We start from the raw sequence: 22,749 nt of genomic DNA on the forward strand, positions 1-22,749 counted from the left end.
GTGTAAATCACTAACTTTCTATTCGTCGGCAGCATTAGATTTGTATAAGACACAGGACATGGTGGGGGTCGTTGGTTCGAGTCCAATTAAACGCACCAAATGCGTCCGTAGCTCAGTTGGTTAGAGCACCACCTTGACATGGTGGGGGTCGGTGGTTCGAGTCCACTCGGACGCACCAGATTTTCTTAATCTGGTGCATTTCCCTCGAAAGAAGCGCTTACTGCAGTCGTTCAGCCCTGCTTAACTCCCCTGTTCCACGACTCAAATCCATTTAATACCCTATACCTGATGCTAGCCACAGATCCCAGGCGCCAGTCCCGATCGGATCCGCCAGCGGCACGGGCCGCAGGTATTTTTAGCGCCAGCAATCCGCCCGGCAAAGGCGACGGACAACTCATCAGGCTTCCCTTTGCCGTTTTAGCTGGCGGCAAAAAAAAGCCGGAATAGTAAAATATTCCGGCCCGCGATCGATGACGCCTTAGAAATGCGTATTCACGCTCACATAGAACGTCCGCCCCGACTCGTTGTAGGTTTCCGCGCCGGCGCCATACAGATAAGCCCCGGTAGTCGAGTTCCCCGTGGTCTGCGCATTACCGGCGCGATAGTGGCGAATATCAAACAGGTTATCCACCCCGCTGGTCAGACTCAGGTTTTTATTGACGTCCCAGGTCGCACTTAGCCCAACAATGCTGTATGGACTGACTTCGTTTAGCTCGCTTGCGGACACCGCCTCACCTTTATAGTTAAAGCGCTTCGGTTTCTGGCGGCCATACCAGGTGAAGGTGCTCTGTAAAGAGAGATCGTCCCGCACTTGCCAGCTCACGGTCGAGTTCAGCGTGAACTGCGGAATTACCGACAGGCGATCGCCGGTGGTCTTGTTCTTGCTCTGCAGCATCCACGTCAGGTTGTTGCTCCAGTTGACCGTTTCGCTCACCGGCAGATTTATCGAGCCTTCCAGCCCTTCTACCAGTGCCTTCGGCACGTTTTCCCATTGATAGATATTGGTCGTGCCGTTGCTGGCCGTGCCTACCGCCGAGTAACCGGATTCAATCTTATTGTGATAGTCGTTGCGGAACCAGGTCAGCCCCGCCTGATAGCCCTCGTGCTTATACTCAAGGCCGATCTCTTTGTTAACGCTGGTTTCGGCCTTCAGATCGCTATTACCCATCAGGTAGCAGGCGGAACTGCTGGCGTAGCAGCCCTGGCCGTTACTGTACAGAATGTAGTTCGGGTTGAGCTGGTAGAGATTCGGTGCTTTATAGGCGCGGGCAATCCCCAGCTTCAGCGTCCAGTCATCGGAGAGCCCCTGGGAGAGGTTCAGCGATGGGCTCCAGTTATTGCCGACAATACTGTGATGATCAAATCGCAGAGCCGGCGTCAGCATGGTGCTATCCGTCAGCGCGATATTGTCTTCGGTAAACAGCGAGAAAATTTCGGCGCTGGAGTACGGGCTGCGCCCGGTTGCCGAGATGCCGTCGATGGAGCCATAGGAGAGAGACTGGGTGGTCGACACGCCATCCTTCATCCGCTGTTGGTTCCACTCGGTGCCCAGGGTCAGATTCTGCTCAACCCCAAGGGTAAACGGAATATTCACTTCACTGTGCAACAGCACGTCAGACAGGTCGATATCCGAGAATTCGCTGCTGGAGAAGATACCCTCCGTTCCGCCCGCCAGCCCTTCGCTCATCCGCGAGTTGCGGGTATGTTCATACTGGGCGTAGCTGTTGCTGGTCACGCCGTTATCCCAGCCGCCGGTCCAGGTCACGCCGTAGGTCTGGCGATAGAGGCGGTTGGTCTCCTTGCCGTACATGCTTTTCACCAGCGTGCTGGTGTTGGTGTTCTGCGTGTCGCCGGCGTAAAGGTTGCCCTGACGGCTGTAGCCGGTTTCGAACTCCAGCGCCTGCATCGGCGCAAACTCCCAGCGCAGCTTGCCGTGGATATCTTTATTCACGACGCCTTCACGCCCTGCAGGATAGGATCCCGCATAGGTACCGGTTCGTGCCGCTTCATGGCCGGAGTTAATATCCTGGGCATCCGCCTGCGTCTTGCTCAGGTTACCCCATAGATTAAAGCTAACCGCATCCGACAGCGGACCGTTCAGGCTGAAGTTCGTGCGCTTCGTCGAGCCCTCTTTACGGTGCTGAGGGGCGTTCATATAGGTATTCCAGGAACCATGCCACTCGCTGCTGGTCGGTTTAGTGACGATGTTCACCACGCCCCCCATCGCGCCATTGCCGTAGCGGGCCGCCGCCGGGCCGCGAATAACGTCGATATGGTCAATCATTTCCGCCGGTACCCAGCTGGTATCACCGCGCGTGTCGCGGTCTCCGCGCCAGCCATAGCGCACGGAGTTACGACTGGTCACCGGTTTACCGTCCACCAGTATCAGCGTGTTCTCTGGCCCCATCCCGCGAATATCGACCTGGCGGTTATTGCCGCGCTGACCGCTTGTGGAGTTGCCCGTCAGGTTGACGCCGGGCTGGGTGCGAATCAGTTCGGAGACGTCGCGGGCGGGTGGATGTTTGCGGATTTCATCGGCAGTGATGGTGGAGACGCCGGGGGCCTGGAGAGTCTGCGCGGCCGCGGTAACCACCATCGTTTCGTCGTGGTTCTCCGCTGCGGTTGCCGCAGCGGATTTCTTCGTTTCGTCTGGCGTGCTGTCGTCAGCGGCCTGCGCTGGCAACCCCACTCCCCAGATAGCCATATGAATCAGCACGGCCAGCGAGTAGTGTGAATAATGTTTCATGGAATATGCCCTGTTTTCTTATTTTGCCGTCGGGGCACGCCTTCTTCATCCGTCAGATAAACAACGGCAGCGACCTCCAGGCACAGAACATCTTCTCTGGTTTTGGCGTAAGCAGGCGCCTCCCGATGTTATATCGGGATATCAATTACCCCTTTTCGCCAAAAATAAAAATTCCGCCCTGGAAAAACGAAGAGACAAACGCGCCACGCTATTCTTTGATAGCGTATTCCGCACAGCGCCCAATAGGATTATTGTGCCGCTCCACGTTATTAAAAATGAGATTCATTATCAAGTCAATAATTAACAAGCAGAAAGAAAAAACAAAATAAAACAACAAAAACAGCAGGATACAAATAAAATCAGGATTTATTAATTACGGACAATAAAATTTAATGAATCACATCCACATTAAATAAACACAATTCAATCATAATATCATCACAATCATTAAATTCGCGATTTGCTTATTGCTTCAAGAAAAATAGCGTCCGCGTTAATTCCCCCCACCCGCTCCAGGATTTTCAGTTGCTCATACCGGCAGGCTAACGCCGCGCAATTGACAACAACAAAAGATGATTTTAGGTCCCCTGTAATGAAAAGAGGCTCCCGCAGCTTCAGCCAACTATTCGCTAGCAGATACAGGCACTTTATCGTTGCCCCGCGATCCCTCGTTTATACTTTGGTCAGTGCCCTTAGTTACACCTTCAGCGTCAGCCCGATAACGGATGTCTGCGCCTAAAACAACGAGCCCATATCAATGAAGAAAATTGCGATTATCGGCGCCGGACCGACGGGGATTTATACTTTTCACGCCCTTTTACAGAACGCGGTACCGCTTGCCGTCTCCATCTATGAACAGGCCGACCGGGCCGGCGTCGGGATGCCCTATAGCAAGGAAGACACCGCGCGGATGATGCTGGCGAACATTGCCAGCATCGAAATCCCCCCCATTTTCGCAACCTATATCGACTGGCTGCAGGGGCTGAGCGCTGAGCATCTGGCGCGCTACGGGGTGCGCAAAGAATCCCTGCATATCCGCCAGTTTCTGCCGCGCCTGCTGCTGGGTGAATATTTCCATGACCAGTTTCTACAGCTGGTAGCAACGGCCCGGCGGCGCGGATTTGAGGTCGCGCTCCATGAATCATGCCGGGTGGAGGATCTGCAGGTCACCCCCGAAGGCGTGATGCTCTGCGCCCAGGGGGTTGCAGAACCCGCGCATTTTGACCTTGCGGTTATCGCCACCGGCCACGTCTGGCCTGATGACGACACCACCCCGCGCGCCCACTTCCCGAGCCCGTGGTCGGGGCTAATGAGCGCGCGCATCGCGCCCTGCCGGGTTGGAATTATGGGAACGTCGCTCAGCGGAATCGATGCCGCCATGGCGGTTGCCGCGCAGCACGGGGAGTTTGTGGAGGCGGAGGACCGGTCGCTGAGCTTCAGGCTGGATCGCGACAGCGAGGCGCTGGAAATGGTGATGATGTCCCGCTCCGGGATCCTGCCTGAAGCCGACTTCTACTGCCCCATCCCCTATGAGCCCTTAACGATCGCCAGCGACGAGGCGATTGCCCGGCACATTGCCGCCGGATCTGAGGGGCTGCTCGACCGGGTCTTCGCGCTGATGGCGCAGGAAATTGACGCCGCCGACCCGCAGTGGAGCCGGGAAATAGCGCTGCGCTCGCTTAACGCCGACAGCTTCCACGACGCCTGGTTCGCCGCACGCAGGAAGAGTGACCCTTTCCGCTGGGCTGAGGCGAATCTCATCGAGGTGGAGCGCAACAAGCGCGACAGGCGCACGGTGGCCTGGCGTTACGCAATCCTCAGACTGCATGAAGCGGTCCAGGCCATCGTCCCTCATCTCGACTCGCGGGACAGCGAGCGGTTTAGCGCCGGCCTGGCGCGGGTGTTTATCGATAACTACGCGGCGATCCCGTCGCAATCCATTCGCCGGCTGCTGGCGCTGCACGAGGCCGGCGTTATCAGCATTCTCCCGCTTGGGCCCGATTACGCTATCGCCATTGAAGATAACCTGACGGAAATAAGCGTTGGCCAGTGCAGGTATGCCTTTGAGGTCTTTATCGATGCCAGAGGGCAGAAGCCGCTGAAGACCAAAGACCTGCCGTTTCCGACGCTGCGCCGGCAGATCCTCGCCGCCGGGGACGCTATTCCCGACGTCGGGGAAGACTACACGCTGCTGGAGCCGGAGATCGTTCGCGGGCGCATTGCGTTTGGCGCACTTCCCTATCTCATGCACGACCGGCCGTTCGTTCAGGGGCTTACGGTCTGCGCGGAGATCGGCGCCGCGATGGCTAAAGCCGCATCGCAGCCGGCAGCACGCCCGCGGCGGTGGCTGCCGTTTATCGAGCGCTAGCCGCATTGACGCTTTCGGGCAGGCATCGGTGCTAAGGCCCCTGGCGCCGGTCGGGAGCCGGCTGCCAGGGGTCCTTTTTGCGATCTTCGCTATCATCCCTTTTACGCGGTATTTCCCCCCGTTCGCGGGGATCGTCTCTTGCCGGATGGCGGGCCGGTTTATCAGGATCGTTTACCCTGGACTGGGACATTGTATTTATCCTCCGCTGCTGGCTGCGGTCGTTACGCAACGAGCAGACTCTTTAACAGACGATGCAGATATATAGCGTTGATGCCGGTGCGTTGACGCTGTGGGCAAAAAAATGCGGGCCAGCGGCCCGCAGGATATACGACGCTGAGAATCGCGTTACGCTTTATGCCAGACCGCGCGGGAATTAGCTGGCGCCTGATTTACGCCCACCGCCGTGGCTATTCTCACCGCCCTTTTTCCCGGCTTCTGAAGCGCGCTGAGGATCGTTTTTAAAATTCCCCCCGCTATGCTGACCACCTTTACGACCGGCTTCAGATGCTTTTTCCCGGTCTTGCGCGAAATTACCCGATCCACCTCTGTGCTCTGCCATAATGCTACCTTTCGGTTGGTTTATGAAAAATGATTCGCTATGGCAAATCATCGCCGTCGAGAGTTAACACTAAGTGATATTAAGCCGGTGTCAAACCGCCGAACCGCTTACCCTGCGGGCCTGCCGCTTAAAAACGGCGCCAGAAATAAATTTAAACATCTCATTCCATCCCGCATAACCCTCAACAGGACAACCTATTAAGCGGCGGCGAACTATTTTTCAGCGGTAAAATCCAGCGTATTTGTAAAGAACGTAAAATTAATATCACCCGCTCGCCGGATAATAACTCCCGCACCGGCCGCTGGAACAATCCTAAAATTTCATTCGGCCCATATCGGGCGCCAGGGTAAAAACCTGACGACTAATCAGTCAATTGCGTAGGGCATTCCCATGAGGACCGCATAATAATATCGGCACCGCGGCTTACTTAATTCCTAAAATATTTTTCATGCCGGCCATCGGGCCTATGCTTAATATTTACCTGAACAGAGGAAATTATATGAGCGACCACGCCAAACTCAGCGCACAATATCCCCGCCCTCCTTTTGCCGACCAGCCGCAAACGCCTCCCGGCCTGGCCTCGGAGATGCTGCCCGTTCCCGATCATGGCGAGGAAAGCTACGTTGGCTCGGCCAGGCTGTCCGGCAAGAGGGCGCTGATTACCGGCGGTGATTCGGGTATCGGCCGCGCGGTGGCCATTGCGTTTGCTCGTGAAGGAGCGGACGTGGCGATAAACTATCTGCCGGAGGAAGAAGCCGACGCCAAAGAGGTCATCGCTCTGATTGAGGCCGCAGGGCGCAAGGCGGTGGCTATTCCCGGCGATATTCGCAGCGAATCCTTCTGCGAAGCGCTGGTTGAAAAGGCCGCCAGAGAGCTGGGCGGTCTGGATATTGTGGTCAACAATGCCGGGCGTCAGCAGTACTGCGACTCGCTGGCAGAACTCACGACGGCGGATTTTGACGCCACCTTCAAAACCAACGTCTACGCGCCGTTCTGGATAACCAAAGCCGCGCTGCGCCATCTCAAAGAACATAGCGCTATCATCAACACCTCCTCGGTTCAGGCCTTTAAGCCAAGCCCAATACTCTTTGATTACGCCCAGACCAAAGCCAGCCTCGTGGCCTTCACCAAATCATTAGCCAAACAGCTGGGTCCGAAGGGGATCCGCGTCAACGCCGTTGCCCCCGGGCCTTACTGGACGGTTCTACAGTCCAGCGGCGGCCAGCCTGAGGAGAAGGTCCGCCAGTTTGGTGCGGATACCCCGCTCGGTCGCCCCGGGCAGCCGGTGGAAATTGCCCCGCTGTACGTGACGCTGGCCTCCGACGCCTGCTCGTTCACCTCCGGCCAGGTCTGGTGTTCGGACGGCGGTGATGGCGTGCTGTAAGCCGTCCGCCAGCACGGCAGAGGACCCGATAGCGTTGTCGGCGCGCCGGCGTTGACAACGCTACAAATATGCAATATTAAATTAACACATTCACTCCTCCCCGGCGGATCCCCGGTTATGTAATGTCCTGACAATAAGCCCGATAACAGTTGTATTAATTTTCAGCTAACGGCGGCTAGCCCGCGGCTGGAAAAGCAATTTTTCGCTTATTACGGACATGACAATGATTCGAATCCTTCTCCAGACCATGGCGAATAAGCCGTGGCTACGCATGCTCGCTCTCGCGTTTCTGATCTCCTCGATAGGCAACGGCATCACCTGGATCGTCGTTTTTGGCGAGCTAATCCGCCTCTCGGCCCCTGTCGCGTCGCTGGCTCTCGCCTACGTTCTCTCCACCGTCCCCGGACTGCTCGGCAGCATCCTGGGCGAACGCTTTTGCCAGCGCCTGAGCCCCTTTACGATCCTGATACTCGGCGAAGGGCTCGGCCTTATCGGACTGGCGGCGCCGTTTTACGCCGTGGCAATTGACTCTATCCCGCTGCTGCTCATCGCTCAGGCGGTCGGGGCGTTCACCACCGGTATGACCTTCCCGGCGCTGAGTCAACTCTTCAAAACCGGCCTGAGCGAAGAGGAGCTCCCGGTCGCCACGACGCTCGAAAGCATTATTTTTGCCGGCAACGTACTCTGCGGCATTGGGCTGGGATTAGTCCTGCGGGGATATATGAGCGCGACTCATCTGCTGCTTATCGATCTGCTGAGCTTCGCCGCCGCCCTCATCCTCCTCGGGCGGGCGAAAAGGCGCGCCGGCGCGCCGTTTGTCGAGCACGTCCGGAGCCTCTCTCCGCCGCGCTGGCAAACGCTGACCCATTCCCAGCGCCGCGCGATGCTGCTCCTGCCCCTTTTGGCCGCGGCGGGGGCGCCGGCAATGGCGCTGCTGCCGGGGCTGGCCCCCGGGGCGCTCTCATCAGGCTCGCCGGAACAAACAACCGCTCTGGCGCTGCTTTTTACCCGCAGCCTGGGCCAGCTGGTTGGGCCGCTGCTGCTCAACCCGGCGCGTTTTGCAAAAAACAGCAGCAGCAGCGGGCTGCCGATCGGCTGCCTGGCGATTTTTCTGCTGTGCTACGGGCTGATCCCCTTCGCGCCGTGGCCCGCTGCGGCGCTGGCGCTGGTCTTTGTGGCGCATATCTTCTCTAACGTCGTGTTCTCCCTCGCCGTCTACGCGCTGCTCAGAAACTTCGAGCGGCAACAGGTGCCAGCCGCGATCGCCAGAAGCTACCGGCGACAGATGGCGGTCTCGGCGATCGTCTCTCTCGGCGCGGGATACTGCGCTGAGGCTATCGGAGCCGCCGGCTCGCTCTATCTGTTCAGCGGAACGGGATTTATTTTGAGCGTCGCGCTGCTGGCGATCGGCAAAGCCTCTATCAAACCCGAGCAGGCGTAGCGGAACTTTTATCAGGAGGATGACGGCGAAGTGTGAGATGCAGGGCTTCCATGCCCTGTAGAAGAGCTACTCGAAGAAAACTTCAGGGTTTTCAGAGAGTGAGACGAAGGATTTGGTGTTTTTATCGAGGGCACCAATCGCGCCGCTTTCGATATCATATACCCAGCCGTGCAGGCGCAGCGCGCCGTCGCGCAGCCCGACGGCTACCGACGGATGCGTTTTGATATTGTTAAGCTGGGCGATAACGTTCTCTCGCACCATCGCATTCACTTTATCGATTTCGCTATCCCAGGTTTTGCTGTCAACCACCGCTCTTGCCGCATCGGCATAGTGCAGCCAGTGGGAAACCGCCGGCATGGAGTCGAGGCACTGACAGGTCGCAACCGCCGTCATCGCGCCGCAGTTAGAATGACCGCAAATCACGATATCGGTCACCCCGAGGGCAACAACCGCGTACTCGATGGTGGCTGAGACCCCGCCCGGTTCCGGCCCGAAGGAAGGCACGATATTACCCGCATTACGAATAACAAAGAGCTGTCCAGGATCCTGCTGGGTCACCAGTTCTGGCACCAGACGGCTGTCGGAGCAGGAGATAAAAAGCGCTTTGGGATTCTGGCTGGAGGCCAGGCTACGAAAGAGCTCTTTACGCTGGGGGAAGATCTCTTTTTGGAAGCTGAGGAAACCCTCAATGATATGTTGCATAGCAGTGTCTCTTTTCTCTGTTTTAATTACGGTATGACAAAGATCACAGTATGTAGTGTATCACCGACGGGTCGAATGGGAATTATTTTGATAAACGGCGAGTTAGCGAGCACCCGGCCGATGCCCCGGCGGGCGCTTGCCTGGTGGACAGCTACATAAAGAACTTCACCGCCTGCTGGAAGGTGCTCCCTATTCCCCACAGCAGCGGCACCCCTACCGCGAACCAGCTCAAGGCCATCAGCGCCCGCGACGGCCGCGGCTCCCAGCTGAGCTGCGCGTTCTCATTCACCGTATACAGCCCCTTCGCCTGCTGCTGTTGCTGGGCGGACATGGCATATTTTTGCGGCATCGGGCGGATCAGCTGGTTGCAGATCAGGCCGATAACCAGCAGCCCGGTGAGGACCATCAGCGTAATATCGTACACCCGCTGCGGAGCAAGCCCTTGGGCCAGCTGATATTCCCGTAAATAATTCACTAAAACCGGGCCGCTAATACCGGCGGCGGACCATGCCGTCAGCAGACGCCCGTGAATCGCCCCCACCATCTGCGCGCCGAAGATATCGGCCAGATAGGCGGGGATAGTGGCAAAGCCGCCGCCGTACATCGAAATGATAACGCACAGGGCGCAGACGAAAATGGCGACGTAGCCGCCGTGGTTTATCAGCGGCAGGGAGCCGTACAGCGCGGCGCCGAGAAGAAAAATCATGGCAAAGGTCATTTTCCGGCCGCAAAGATCCGAAACCGAAGCCCAGAAGAAGCGGCCGATGATATTAAACAGGCTCAGCAGCCCGGTAAAGCCAGCTGCCATGGTCGCGATGCGCCGCAGCTGGTCGGCGTTAAGCTCGTGCCATTGCAGACTCGTCGCCAGCAGCTTGCCGGCAAAAATCTCCTGCAGCATGGGTGAGGCCATCCCTAAAATACCGATCCCCGCCGTCACGTTCAGCCACAGCACCAGCCACAGCAGCCAGAACTGCGGCGTGCGCCAGGCTACGCTGACGTGTACCTGAACGGTGGAGTGCGCGCTCATCACTTTTAGCGCCTTCTCCCCGGCAGGATGCCAGCCCATCGGCGGCAGACGATAGCCGAAGGTACCGCAGAGCATAAACAGGGCATAGATGACCGACAGCGCCAGAACGCTCTGCCAGACGCCGTTACCCGTCGCGTCGGCGAAAAAATTCATCAACGCGTTTGCCAGAGGCGCCCCCACCAGCGCGCCGCCGCCAAAGCCCATTATCGCCATGCCGGCAGCCATTCCGCGCTTATCGGGGAACCAGCGCAGCAGGGTCGAGACCGGTGAAATATAGCCCAGCCCAAGGCCGACTCCGCCAATGACCCCGGCCCCCAGCCACAATAGCCAGAGCTGATGAAAATAGATGGCGACGCTTGAGAGCAGCAGCCCGCCGCACCAGCATAGCGTTGCGATGAAGCTCACCAGCCGCGGCCCGACCTTTTCCAGCCAGCTTCCCCACAGCGCCGCGGAGCAGCCGAGAAAGACAAAAAACAGCGTATAGGTCCAGCCCAGCAGCGAGATTTTCCAGTCGCATTCGCGGGTAAAAAGCTGCTGCCAGAAGGACATCGTGACCGGGCACTGCAGCGCCCCGCTGCCGCCCACCAGCTGCGACATCGGCAGCCAGAAAACGGAAAAACCGTAGGCCATCCCAATACAGAGATGCACCGCCAGCGCGGCCGGCGGCACCAGCCAGCGGTTAAATCCCGGTCGGGCGATAATGCGCGGTTTTGAAAACAAAGCGTGTCGTGAGGGTACGGATGAGGGAGCGATATTGTCATTGGTTTGCGCCATGTTCCTGTCCTTATCATGTTTGCTACCGGCCGCCGCGGCGGCCGAAGAGAACATCACAAGGCAAGAACGGTGCCATTCATCCCGTTAAGACTATGAAATGGCGACTGAAGCGAGCAAGCACGACGGCGGATCGCCCTGAACGTTGCGCTCAAAAAACGAACAAACCCAAATTCAGCAAATAGCGGCAACGCGGCGGGCGCCCGGTAGCGATTTTGATAACCGGACTCTCAGAGTGATACGCGGGGCGCTTTCAGCCCCTGCGGCCGGCGCTTTACAGCCCCACCAGCTCATATTTTTTAATCTTACGATACAGGGTGGCAATACCTATACCGAGTTCATCTGCCGCCTGCTTTTTATTGCTGTGGCGGGTTAACGCCTCGCGGATCATCTGCCTTTCCATCTCCTCCAGCGCCGTGACGCTCTCCTCTTCTCCCGGCATGCTCACCGGGAGGGCGGCACCGGACTCACGCTCGGCAAGCCTGGCGCCGCTGATGATATTGGGCGGCAGAAGCGAGGCGTCGATAACCTCCCCCGAGGGCACCACGTTGACCAGATACTCCATCAGATTGCTCAGCTCGCGAATATTTCCCGGCCAGCGATAGCCCTTCAGCATGGCAACCACCTCCGGAGCCACGCCGGGGTAGACCAGCTCAAGGCGCCGGGTATGCAGATGGAGAAAATAGTGGATCAGCAGCTCAATATCCTCCTGACGCTCCCGCAGCGGCGGCAGTCTGAGAGGGATCACGTTGAGTCGATAGTAGAGATCTTCGCGGAATTTACCGGCCACGATAAACTGCTCGAGATTTTGGTTAGTCGCCGAAATAATGCGGATATCGACGGGCACCGGATGGCTGGCGCCGACGGGCTGGATTTCGCGCGATTCAATCGCCCGCAGCAGCTTGGCCTGCAGCGTCAGGGGCATATCGCCAATCTCATCGAGGAACAGGGTGCCGTGGTTTGCCGCCTGGATAAGCCCGGTCTTGCCGTTCGCCGAGGCGCCGGTAAACGCGCCCTTGACGTAGCCGAAGAGCTCGCTTTCCAGCAGCTGGTCAGGGATGGCGGCGCAGTTAATGGCGATAAAAGGTTTGGCCTGACGATCGCTGAGCTTGTGTATCGCTCTGGCAACCACCTCTTTCCCGGTGCCGCTTTCGCCGGCAATCATGACGCTTGAGGGGCTGGGGGCGATGCGGCCGATCAGCTTTTTCAGCTGCCGCATCGGCCGACACTCTCCCACCATCTGCTCAATCTGTGGCTCCTCCGCCGAGGCGCTTAAATTCGAAGAGGAGTGCGATTGATGGAAGGCCATTAAAAACAGCCACTGGTCCTGAACCGCGTGCAGCTGGCCAATAATCATTTCGGTCTTGTTATCGAATGAGATCACGTGCTGCATATGGCCGCGCGTGAAATTATGCTCAAAGGTCAGCGGCCTGAAATTAATGAGCTGACCGATCATATTTCCCTGGTTCGCCCCGAGAATCTTTAACGCCGTGTGATTGGCAAATTTGACCTTCTGATCGTGACCGACAACCAGAACCCCCTGGTCCATATTTTCAATCATCGTTAAAAACATTTTCTGGATATTATCGCTGCCGCCCTGGTCCTCCAGCAGTCGCGAAACAAATATCGACGAAACGTGGCGGACATAATCGGAAAACTCGCGCAGGTTGTCATTAATACGTTCCTGCTGCTCGCAGGTTAATGCCACCAGGCTAATGACCCCTATGCACTGCTCCTGATAAATAACCGGGGTACCCAGAAAAGCTTTCTCTTTACAGCTATCTTTACTGGTACATCCTTTACACAGGGGATCGAAGCGGGAATGGGTGACCACCTTCTCTTTCTTTGTTTCAATAATGTAGCGCAAAAGTCGCGAATCTGTATTTAATTTGCGCCCCAGCGATTTGGCATATACGCCGGTCCCGGCAACCCGGCACAGCGTGTTATCAACAATTTCAACTTCGAGCTGAAGCACGCTGGATAGCATCCTCGCAAAGCGCTGGATGGTCGGCTGAATCTGCATCAAAACGGAAAATGTGTTAGAGGGCATCATAATAGACCTTTTATATCACTAACCAACTGAGATATCTGGGATATGTGATTGTTCTTATTCTTCGGCCATGATACTAACTCAGCCGCCAACAATATTTGACAGCGGCAGGTTTCTTTTTCACTCCTTGACGAAAATATGTAAGAAGTATCACATTTTCATATCAATATGAGAATTGAGGCGGCGTATTTATCACTTTGGTGGCTTTTTACGCCGCCGCCGGGGGTATATCTCTGCGGAGACTTAACCTGCTTTCGCCCACATCCGAATAAGACCGTCAAGTTATTATTACCCCCGATCGTCTGAAGCTATATTTCGTGACAACCCTCGCATAATTATCGCCACTTCCCCCTGTTACGCCCGAGGCTGAATGAACTGGCATGCTTATTGTTAGGAGAAATATAGCGCTGGCAGTCGCTATTGCGTCACCGCCCTTTTCCGACCGCACAGCAATCATTAAGCCGTCACTCACCCCAGGATTTAAAAAATGAAAACTGTTAACGACCTGATTAAGGATATCAACAAGCTAGATTCGCATCTTCATCAGAAGGACTTCCTGCTGACGTGGGAGCAGTCCCCGGATGAGCTAAAACAGGTGCTGGACGTTGCGGCGGCATTAAAAACCCTGCGCGCGGAAAATATCGCTACCAACGTATTTAACAGCGGTCTGGGCATTTCGGTTTTTCGTGACAACTCAACCCGCACGCGCTTTTCCTACGCCTCGGCGCTGAACCTGCTCGGCCTTGCGCAGCAGGACCTGGACGAGGGTAAATCGCAGATTGCCCACGGCGAAACCGTGCGTGAAACCGCCAACATGATCGCCTTCTGCGCGGACGCTATCGGCATCCGCGACGACATGTACCTTGGCGCCGGCAACGCCTATATGCGCGAGGTGGGCGAAGCGCTCGACGACGGCTATCGTCAGGGCGTGCTGCCCCAGCGTCCGGCGCTTATCAACCTGCAGTGCGATATCGATCACCCAACCCAGGCCATGGCCGACCTCGCCTGGCTGCGGGAGCATTTCGGCTCGCTAGAGGAACTCAAAGGCAAAAAAGTCGCCATGACCTGGGCCTACTCTCCGAGCTACGGTAAACCGCTCTCGGTCCCGCAGGGCATCATCGGCCTGATGACCCGCTTCGGTATGGATGTCACCCTCGCCCACCCGGAAGGCTACGATCTGATCCCCGACGTTATCGAAGTGGCCAAAAACAACGCCGAGGCCTCCGGCGGCAGCTTCCGCCAGGTCACCAGCATGGAAGAGGCCTTCAGGGATGCCGACATCGTCTACCCGAAATCCTGGGCGCCCTACAAGGTCATGGAAAAGCGCACCGAACTGCTGCGCGCCGAGGATCGCGACGGACTGAAGGCCCTGGAAGCCGCCTGCCTGGCGCAGAACGCAAATCATAAAGACTGGCACTGCACCGAAGAGATGATGGCGCAGACGAACGGCGGCGACGCGCTCTATATGCACTGTCTCCCCGCCGATATTACCGGCGTCTCCTGCGCCGAGGGCGAAGTCAGCGAAGCGGTCTTCGAAAAATACCGCATCGCCACCTATAAAGAAGCGAGCTGGAAGCCGTACATCATCGCCTCGATGATCCTCTGCCGTAAATATGCCAAACCCGGCCTGCTGCTGGAGCAGCTGCTGGACGAAGCGCAAAAACGAGTCAAATAACCCCTCAGGCCGGCCGCTGGCCGGCTCTCTCCCTCACGTCATGAAGGATAAGGAAAGAGTATGTCTGCTTTCTCATTGAAAATGGATATTGCCGATAATCGGTTTTTTAACGCCACGGGCTCGCCGCTTTTTTCTCGCCAGCAGGCGCAGCAGGCGCGCCGCTTCCATCAAAAAATCGCCGGCTATAAGCCCACGCCGCTGTACGCCCTCAACGACCTTGCCGACCTCTTTGGCCTCGGCAGGATTCTGGTTAAGGACGAATCGCAGCGCTTCGGCCTGAACGCCTTCAAGATGCTCGGCGGCGCCTGGGCCATTGCGCAGCTGCTGTGCGAAAAATATCGCCTGGATATCAACGAGTTTTCCTTCGACACGTTCAAGCCCGACATGACGGAGAAAATGACCTTCGCGACGACCACCGACGGCAACCACGGCCGCGGCGTGGCGTGGGCCGCGCAGCAGCTGGGGCAGAATGCGGTGATCTATATGCCAAAAGGATCGGCCCAGGAGCGCGTCGACGCCATCCGGCGGCTCGGCGCCGAATGCATCGTCACCGAAATGAACTATGACGATACCGTGCGCTTCACTCTGCAAACGGCACAGCAAAACGGCTGGGAGGTGGTGCAGGATACGGCCTGGGAAGGATATACCCGCATCCCGACCTGGATTATGCAGGGCTACGCCACCCTCGCCGACGAAGCGGTCGAGCAGATAGCGTCCATGGGCATTGCCCGCCCCACTCACGTGTTCCTGCAGGCCGGCGTCGGCGCCATGGCGGGAGGCGTGCTGGGCTACCTCGTGGACGCCTACGGCGCCAACAATTTGCATTCGGTGATTATCGAACCCGAGCTGGCCGACTGCATCTACCGCTCCGGCGTTAAGGGCCAAATCGTCAACGTCGGCGGCGAAATGGCCACCATCATGGCCGGCCTCGCCTGCGGCGAGCCCAATCCGCTGGGCTGGGAAATTCTGCGCAACTGCGCGACCCAGTTTATCTCCTGTCAGGACGCCGTCGCCGCCCTCGGGATGCGCGTGCTGGGTAATCCCATCGGCGGCGATCCGCGGGTGATTTCCGGCGAGTCCGGCGCCGTCGGGCTCGGGGTGCTGGCCGCCGTACATTTTCATCCCCAGCGCGAAGCGCTGATGCACAAGCTCAGGCTGGACAGCAACGCCGTCGTGCTGGTCATCAGCACCGAAGGCGATACCGACGTGAAGCACTACCGGGAAGTGGTCTGGGAAGGCAAACACCCGGCAGCACGATAGGCCTCAGCATACTTTTCAACTCATCCCGCGCGGCGGGAAAATCAGAACCGGAGAACCAAGCCATGGCTAAGCATATTCCATTCAAACTGATCCTCGAAAAAGCTAACCATTACCAGCAGGATATGACGCGTTTCTTACGCGATATGGTGGCCATACCCAGCGAAAGCTGCGACGAGAAGCGCGTCGTCCAGCGAATTAAAAAAGAGATGGAGAAGGTGGGTTTTGACAAAGTTGAAATCGACCCCATGGGCAACATCCTCGGCTATATCGGCCACGGCCCACGCCTGGTGGCAATGGACGCGCATATCGACACCGTGGGTATCGGCAATATCAAAAACTGGAATTTCGATCCCTATGAAGGCATGGAGACCGACGAGCTGATCGGCGGACGCGGCACCTCGGATCAGGAAGGCGGCATGGCCTCGATGGTGTATGCGGGAAAAATCATTAAGGACCTGGGCCTCGAGGATGACTATACCCTGCTGGTGACCGGCACCGTTCAGGAAGAGGACTGCGATGGCCTCTGCTGGCAGTACATCATCGAGCAGTCCGGCATTCGTCCCGAGTTCGTGGTCAGCACCGAGCCCACCGACTGCCAGATATACCGCGGCCAGCGCGGACGCATGGAGATCCGAGTGGACGTCCAGGGGGTCAGCTGCCACGGCTCGGCGCCGGAGCGCGGCGATAACGCGATTTTCAAAATGGGGCCGATTCTTAACGAACTGCAGGAGCTCTCCCAACGCCTGGGCAATGACGACTTCCTCGGCAAAGGCACCCTAACCGTTTCGGAAATCTTCTTTACCTCACCAAGCCGCTGCGCGGTTGCCGACAGCTGCGCCGTCTCCATCGACCGCCGCCTGACCTGGGGAGAGACCTGGGAAGGCGCGCTGGACGAAATCCGCGCCCTGCCGGCGGTACAAAAAACGGGGGCGGTGGTATCGATGTACAACTACGACCGCCCTTCCTGGACAGGCCTGGTCTACCCCACCGAGTGCTACTTCCCAACCTGGAAAGTGGAGGAGAACCACTTTACCGTCCAGGCGCTCAGCAACGCCTATGAGGGCCTGTTTGGCAAAGCGCCGGTGGTCGATAAGTGGACGTTCTCGACCAACGGCGTGTCGATCATGGGCCGCCACGGGATCCCGGTCATTGGCTTTGGCCCCGGCAAAGAGCCGGAAGCCCACGCCCCGAATGAAAAAACCTGGAAATCGCATCTCGTGACCTGTGCCGCAATGTATGCCGCCATCCCGCTGAGCTGGCTGGCAACAGAATAATGATTATCCGCAATACCTCCCGCCGCCAGCGACGGGAGTCTGGAGCCTTTTATGCGCGTACTGATTAAAAATGGCATCGTCGTCAACGCTGACGGCCAGGCAAAACAGGACCTGCTGATTGAAAACGGCTTAATCAGTCAGCTGGCGGCAGACCTCGCCGTGGAGCAGCCCTGCGAAATAATTGACGCCGAGGGATGCTACGTGATGCCTGGGGGCGTGGACGTCCACACGCATTTTAATATTGATACCGGACTCGCCCGCAGCTGCGATGATTTTTTCACCGGCACCCGCGCCGCCGCCTGCGGGGGCACAACAACCATTATCGATCATATGGGCTTCGGGCCAGCCGGCTGCCGGCTGCGCCACCAGCTTGAGGCCTACCACGGCTACGCCGCCTACAAAGCAACCATCGACTACGGCTTTCACGGCGTGATCCAGCATATCAACCACGCCATTCTTGATGAGATCCCGCTGATGGTTGAGGCGGGGATCAGCAGCTTTAAGCTCTATCTCACCTACCAGTACAAGCTTAACGATGACGAGGTTCTTCAGGCGCTAAAGCATCTGCATCAAGCCGGAGCGCTCACCACCGTCCACCCGGAAAACGATGCCGTGATTGCGCAAAAGCGCGCCGAATTTCTCGCCGCCGGCAAAACCGCGCCGCGCTACCACGCCCTGAGCCGTCCGCCGGAGTGCGAGGCCGAAGCCATCGCCAGGATGATCAACCTGGCCCAGCTTGCCGGCAACGCCCCGCTGTATATCGTGCACCTCTCTAACGGGCTGGGGCTCGACTATCTGCGCCTTGCCCAGACGCGCCGGCAGCCGGTTTGGGTCGAAACCTGCCCGCAGTATCTGCTGCTCGACGAGCGCTGCTACGAGCGCGACGACGCGCTGCAGTTTCTGCTCAGCCCGCCGCTGCGCAACGCCCGCCACAACGACGCGCTGTGGTGCGGCATCGCCGATGGCGCCATTGACGTGGTGGCAACCGACCACTGCGCCTTCCCCATGGCCCAGCGACAGCAGCTATCCGGCGGCGACTTCAGCCGCTGTCCCAACGGCCTGCCCGGCGTTGAGAACCGCCTGCTGCTGCTGTTTTCGCACGGCGTGATGAGCGGCAGGATCTCGCCGGAGCGCTTCGTATCGCTCGTCAGCGCCACTCCGGCCAGGCTCTTTGGTCTCTGGCCGCGAAAAGGCGTGCTGGCGCCCGGCGCGGATGCCGATGTGGTCATTATCGACCCGCGGCGAACCACCACCATCCGCCACGAGCAGCTCCACGACAACGCCGACTACTCGCCGTGGGAGGGGTTTATTTGCCAGGGCGCCATCCGCCAGACGCTGTCTCATGGCCGGGTGATTTTCAGCCACGGCACCTTTACCGGCAGTGCCGGGCAAGGCCGATTTATACGCCGTAACCCTTTTTCAGCCGCGCCGGATTTCGCGCGCGACGCACGCTTTTAAAGAGAGGAATGGATGAGTAAGAAAATTGTTCTCGCCCTCGGCGGCAACGCCTTAGGGGACGATCTTGCCGGACAGATGCAGGCGGTGACGCAAACCGCGCAGGCCATTGTTGACCTTATTGCCCAGGGGCATCAGGTCGTGGTGACCCACGGCAACGGCCCGCAGGTCGGGATGATCAATCTGGCCTTCGAAGCCGCCGCCAAAACCGAGGCCCATACCCCGATGCTGCCGATGTCGGTCTGCGTCGCCCTCAGCCAGGGATACATTGGCTACGATCTGCAAAATGCGCTGCGCGAGGCGCTGCTCGCCCGCGGAATGTCGGTTCCGGTCGCCACGGTGATCACCCAGGTGGAGGTTGACGCCGCCGATGAGGCCTTCCGCGATCCGAGCAAGCCCATCGGTTCATTCTTCAGCGCAGCGGAGGCCAAAGTCCTGACCCGCCAGGGCTACACGCTGAAAGAGGATGCCGGGCGAGGCTATCGGCGGGTGGTAGCCTCGCCGGAGCCCGTCGATATTATCGAAAAAGAGACGGTGAAGGCGCTGATGGATGCCGGACAGGTGGTGATTACCGTCGGCGGCGGCGGTATTCCGGTGGTCCGCGAGGGGAACCACCTGCGCGGGGTGAGCGCGGTCATCGATAAGGACCGGGCCAGCGCCAGGATCGCCGCCACGATCGATGCCGATATGCTGATTATCCTTACCGCGGTGGAAAAAGTGGCCATCAACTTTGGTCAGCCCAATCAGCAGTGGCTGGATCGGCTCTCGCTGAGCGATATCGACCGCTTTATTGCCGAAGGTCATTTCGCCAAAGGCTCCATGCTGCCGAAAGTTGAGGCCGCTGCGGCCTTTGCCCGCTCCCGGCCGGGGCGCCGGGCCTTAATTACCATGCTGAGCAAGGCCCGGGAAGGGATAGAAGGCAAAACGGGAACCCTGATTGAAGGCTAGCCCGAACCCCTCGCGGCTCTCGCGAGGGGTTCGCATCATGCGGTCTCCAGCTTTTTCTGTCCCTCACTATCCTGATATGCGGGCATCATCAGGCCGCCGGGAGCCTGGTTTTTGATCTGCAGGATCTCGGCCAGGACGCTGACCGCAATCTCGTGCGGCGTTTCGGCGCCAATGTTGTAGCCCACCGGCGCATGGAGACGCGCAATATGCTCTTCCGCCACGCCGCTCTCCCGCAGCTGGCGTAAAAATACCTGCACCTTGCGGCGGCTGGCCAGCAGCCCGAGCCAGGCCACCGGCCGGTCGATCAGCTTATCCAGCGCTTCCCGGTCCTTATTATTCGTGGCGATAAGGACAAAATCATCAGCACCCACCGCCAGCCGTTCAACGGCCGCGGCAAAGCTTTCGGCGTGCACAAGCCGGGCGGTCGGCGGAAACAGCTGCGGATCGAGGCTGGCAGAATGGATATCGGTGACGACAATATCAAACCCAAGCAGCGACGCGCCCTGCGCCACGGCGCGATTGACGTGCCCGCCCCCGATCAGCACCAGCCGCGGCCGCTGGCAGTGGACGCTGATAAACACCGACATCGCCCCGCCGCAGTCGGAACCTACGGCATCCGTACCGCTGCGCGCCATCCGACCGTGAAACATGCGCGAGGCCTTTTCCGCCATCGCCTCCAGCGCTTCATCGATGACCTTACGTTCGACCATCCCGCCGCCGATGGTGCCGATAATAGTTCCATCAGCGCGGATCAGCATCTGCGCGGAGTGTCTGGGCGTTGAGCCACGGCTCTCGACAATCTGCGCCAGCGCAAACGGGCAGTTCTGTGCTTCAAGCCTCGCGGCTTCTGAGAAAATATTCATAACAACCTCAATGGCAATTCCGGTGGTCAGCCCGGGCGGGCCGGGTCCTGTACTCTGTACTGCGTCATCTGCGGGCTGGCCGCGTTTTCTCACTTTGAGACTGCTGATGTCACCCTCTTCGGCGACATCCTGCCGGCGGGCCTGCAGCGGCGGACGGCGTTGACGGCAGCGGCCTAACGCTACGGTGGAATATGCAAGGTTCATGCTCAGCCGCGCCTTTTAGGCCAGATTCGTGAACCGGGTCGCGGAAGCGGGGTCAGGCGGACGGCTTTATTTGCCGGCGGCGCGTCCTTGATTCATTTAGCGGATTCATGTGGCGAAATAGTTTGCCCGTTTAATAATAAAGCCGCACGGCAAACGTTATCATTGTGATAGCTCGCCGATAATTTTTAACGCTATTCCCCCCGCACGTTATTGAGTGATTTTAATTCTCATTTAAACAGGCGCTCCCACGGCAATAACCGTCGTCAACTTTAGAGTTCCTTCACAAATTCATGCCTAATCCTGCCGCCGGTTAAATAACTGGTGCGAATGTTGCTGTTCCTTTCCCATCCGCCGGAATGAATACGCCGCACGCTATTTTTTCTACCGAGCAGACAGCCTTGAAAATAGCGCGCGCGTACCGGCAACGTTGATCGCATACATGAATCTAAGGAGAGGGTTATGGGTGATATTATGCGTCCCGTCCCGTTTGAGGAACTTTTGACGCGTATTTTCGATGAATACCAGCAGCACCGTTCAATATTCGGCATTCCGCAACAGCAGTTTTATATCCCGGTAACGTCGAGGCGCCTGAACGTATTTGGTGAAAGCTGCGCCACGCCCATCGGCCCCGCCGCCGGGCCGCACACCCAGCTGGCGCAAAATATCATTACCTCATGGCTCACCGGCGGGCGTTTTATTGAACTGAAAACCGTACAGATCCTCGACCGCCTTGAGCTGGAAAAACCCTGTATCGACGCCGAGGACGAATGTTTTAACACCGAGTGGTCCACCGAATTTACCCTGCTCAAAGCCAGGGATGAATATCTGAAAGCCTGGTTCATCCTCCACCTTCTGGAGGAGATATTCCCCTTCACGCCGTCAAAATCCGGCAAGTCGTTTATTTTTAATATGAGCGTCGGCTATAACCTCGACGGTATTAAGCAGCCGCCGATGCAGCAGTTTATCGACAATATGATCGATGCCGCCTGTGATCCTAAATTCGCTCAGTATCGCGATACGCTCTCCCGCTGGACGCAGAGCGACCGCTTTGCGATCGGCAATCAGCTGGAGGATATTCGTCCGCAGCTGGCGACGCTGGCCCAGCGCATCCCGAGCCGGCTGGTGAGCGGCGTCACGCTCTCCACCATGCACGGCTGTCCGCCCGATGAAATTGAGGCCATCTGCCGCTATATGCTGGAAGAGAAAGGGCTGAATACCTTTGTGAAGCTCAACCCGACGCTGCTTGGCTACCCGCGCGTGCGCGAAATCCTCGATACCTGCGGCTTTAGCTACATCGGCCTGAATGAAGAGTCCTTTGACCACGATCTGAAAATCGACCAGGCGCTGGAGATGCTGCACCGCCTGATGGCGCTGGCGAAGGAGCGCAAGCTGGGTTTCGGCGTCAAGCTGACCAACACCCTTGGGACGATCAATCGCAAAGGGGCGCTTCCCGGCGATGAGATGTATATGTCCGGCCGCGCGCTCTTCCCTCTCGCCATCAACGTAGCCGCCCTGCTGTCCCGCGAATTTGACGGCAGGCTGCCTATCTCCTACTCCGGCGGCGCCAGCCAGCTGACAATCCGCGAGATATTTGAAACCGGGATCCGCCCGATTACCATGGCCACCGACCTGCTAAAACCGGGCGGCTATCTGCGGCTAAGCGCCTGCATGCGCGAGCTGGAGCAGGCCAGCGGCTGGGATTTACAGCAGGTGGACGTCCCGCGCCTCAGCGCGCTGGCCGAAAAAGCCATCAGCATGGAGTACACCCAGAAGCACTGGAAATCGCCGGACCGCATCGAGGTCCCAGAGCCGCTGCCGCTCACCGACTGCTACGTCGCGCCCTGCGTGAGCGCCTGCGCGATTAAGCAGGATATCCCGGAGTATATTCGCCTGATGGGCGAGCAGCGCTATGCCGACGCGCTGGAGCTTATCTATCAGCGTAACGCCCTGCCGGCGATTACCGGCCATATTTGCGATCATCAGTGCCAGAGCAACGGGACCCGCCTCGACTACCCCAGTTCG

16 protein-coding genes, 1 tRNA gene and 1 pseudogene are annotated in these 22,749 nt (G+C 58.2%); 11 read left to right on the forward strand and 7 right to left on the reverse strand.

The genetic code is table 11. The features are described 5' to 3' along the window. The first annotated feature begins 101 nt into the window (after positions 1 to 101). Positions 102 to 178: transfer RNA gene (locus tag PFH44_RS13560), tRNA-Val, on the forward strand. 300 nt (positions 179 to 478) lie between these two features. On the opposite strand, the gene PFH44_RS13565 is transcribed toward PFH44_RS13560, so the two are convergent. Then, complete coding sequence (locus tag PFH44_RS13565) at positions 479 to 2,746, reverse strand: TonB-dependent siderophore receptor (RefSeq protein WP_283825255.1); 2,268 nt, start codon at positions 2,744 to 2,746, stop codon at positions 479 to 481. Here PFH44_RS13565 and PFH44_RS13570 point away from each other — a divergent pair. Beyond that, positions 2,745 to 3,050 (forward strand): hypothetical protein, encoded by a 306-nt coding sequence (locus PFH44_RS13570; protein ID WP_283825256.1) that lies wholly within the window; start codon positions 2,745 to 2,747, stop codon positions 3,048 to 3,050. The genes PFH44_RS13565 and PFH44_RS13570 overlap by 2 nt on opposite strands. A gap of 453 nt (positions 3,051 to 3,503) precedes the next feature. Beyond that, the gene (locus PFH44_RS13575) at positions 3,504 to 5,114 is read left to right on the forward strand and encodes an FAD-NAD(P)-binding protein (RefSeq protein ID WP_283825257.1); all 1,611 of its coding nucleotides are present in this window, start codon (positions 3,504 to 3,506) and stop codon (positions 5,112 to 5,114) included. Between the two features lie 31 nt (positions 5,115 to 5,145). Here the strand turns inward: PFH44_RS13575 and PFH44_RS13580 are convergent, their stop codons facing one another. Together PFH44_RS13580 and PFH44_RS13585 are read right to left on the reverse strand one after the other, a co-directional pair. Then, positions 5,146 to 5,304 carry a hypothetical protein gene (locus PFH44_RS13580; protein WP_227503054.1) on the reverse strand — a complete coding sequence of 53 codons (159 nt, stop codon included), beginning with the start codon at positions 5,302 to 5,304 and terminating at the stop codon, positions 5,146 to 5,148. Positions 5,305 to 5,487: 183 nt separating this feature from the next. Then, positions 5,488 to 5,673, reverse strand: coding sequence for a con-10 family general stress protein (locus PFH44_RS13585; RefSeq protein ID WP_072051874.1), 186 nt, complete (start codon positions 5,671 to 5,673; stop codon positions 5,488 to 5,490). 499 nt (positions 5,674 to 6,172) lie between these two features. Between PFH44_RS13585 and PFH44_RS13590 the strand changes: the two genes are divergently transcribed. Both PFH44_RS13590 and PFH44_RS13595 read left to right on the forward strand, forming a co-directional pair. Beyond that, positions 6,173 to 7,057, forward strand: a complete 885-nt coding sequence (locus tag PFH44_RS13590; RefSeq protein ID WP_045858630.1) for an SDR family oxidoreductase — start codon at positions 6,173 to 6,175, stop codon at positions 7,055 to 7,057. A gap of 223 nt (positions 7,058 to 7,280) precedes the next feature. Then, positions 7,281 to 8,498 (forward strand): MFS transporter, encoded by a 1,218-nt coding sequence (locus tag PFH44_RS13595; RefSeq protein WP_283825258.1) that lies wholly within the window; start codon positions 7,281 to 7,283, stop codon positions 8,496 to 8,498. 66 nt (positions 8,499 to 8,564) lie between these two features. Here PFH44_RS13595 and PFH44_RS13600 read toward each other — a convergent pair whose 3' ends face one another. From PFH44_RS13600 to PFH44_RS13610, 3 genes are all read right to left on the reverse strand, one after another. Further along, the gene (locus tag PFH44_RS13600; protein WP_045858634.1) at positions 8,565 to 9,200 is read right to left on the reverse strand and encodes a carbonic anhydrase; all 636 of its coding nucleotides are present in this window, start codon (positions 9,198 to 9,200) and stop codon (positions 8,565 to 8,567) included. A 151-nt stretch (positions 9,201 to 9,351) separates the two neighbouring features. Beyond that, entirely contained in the window at positions 9,352 to 11,001 is a 1,650-nt protein-coding gene (locus PFH44_RS13605; protein WP_283825259.1) for an OFA family MFS transporter, read from the reverse strand. A 271-nt stretch (positions 11,002 to 11,272) separates the two neighbouring features. Then, entirely contained in the window at positions 11,273 to 13,051 is a 1,779-nt protein-coding gene (locus PFH44_RS13610; protein ID WP_283825260.1) for a sigma-54 interaction domain-containing protein, read from the reverse strand. Between the two features lie 484 nt (positions 13,052 to 13,535). Here PFH44_RS13610 and ygeW point away from each other — a divergent pair, with 484 nt between their 5' ends. From ygeW to arcC, 5 genes are all read left to right on the forward strand, one after another. Beyond that, positions 13,536 to 14,723: a knotted carbamoyltransferase YgeW gene (gene ygeW, locus PFH44_RS13615; RefSeq protein WP_283825261.1), complete on the forward strand. Its 1,188-nt coding sequence runs from the start codon at positions 13,536 to 13,538 to the stop codon at positions 14,721 to 14,723. A gap of 60 nt (positions 14,724 to 14,783) precedes the next feature. Then, on the forward strand, positions 14,784 to 15,983 hold the full coding sequence (gene dpaL, locus PFH44_RS13620; protein WP_283825262.1) for a diaminopropionate ammonia-lyase: 1,200 nt from the start codon (positions 14,784 to 14,786) through the stop codon (positions 15,981 to 15,983). A 62-nt stretch (positions 15,984 to 16,045) separates the two neighbouring features. Beyond that, positions 16,046 to 17,257, forward strand: a complete 1,212-nt coding sequence (locus PFH44_RS13625) for a YgeY family selenium metabolism-linked hydrolase (protein ID WP_283825263.1) — start codon at positions 16,046 to 16,048, stop codon at positions 17,255 to 17,257. A gap of 51 nt (positions 17,258 to 17,308) precedes the next feature. Beyond that, positions 17,309 to 18,715, forward strand: a complete 1,407-nt coding sequence (gene hydA, locus PFH44_RS13630) for a dihydropyrimidinase (protein WP_283825264.1) — start codon at positions 17,309 to 17,311, stop codon at positions 18,713 to 18,715. 12 nt (positions 18,716 to 18,727) lie between these two features. After that, entirely contained in the window at positions 18,728 to 19,660 is a 933-nt protein-coding gene (arcC, locus tag PFH44_RS13635) for a carbamate kinase (RefSeq protein WP_283825265.1), read from the forward strand. An 83-nt stretch (positions 19,661 to 19,743) separates the two neighbouring features. On the opposite strand, the pseudogene PFH44_RS13640 reads toward arcC, so the two are convergent. Beyond that, positions 19,744 to 20,523: pseudogene (locus PFH44_RS13640) on the reverse strand (XdhC family protein); the annotation flags it as partial. Between the two features lie 663 nt (positions 20,524 to 21,186). Here PFH44_RS13640 and ygfK point away from each other — a divergent pair. Continuing rightward, positions 21,187 to 22,749: putative selenate reductase subunit YgfK (gene ygfK, locus PFH44_RS13645; RefSeq protein ID WP_283825266.1), on the forward strand; the 1,563-nt coding region annotated here is incomplete at its 3' end.

This window comes from Klebsiella sp. Ech2A, assembly GCF_030078455.1.
GTDB classification, from domain to species: Bacteria; Pseudomonadota; Gammaproteobacteria; order Enterobacterales; family Enterobacteriaceae; genus Klebsiella; species Klebsiella terrigena.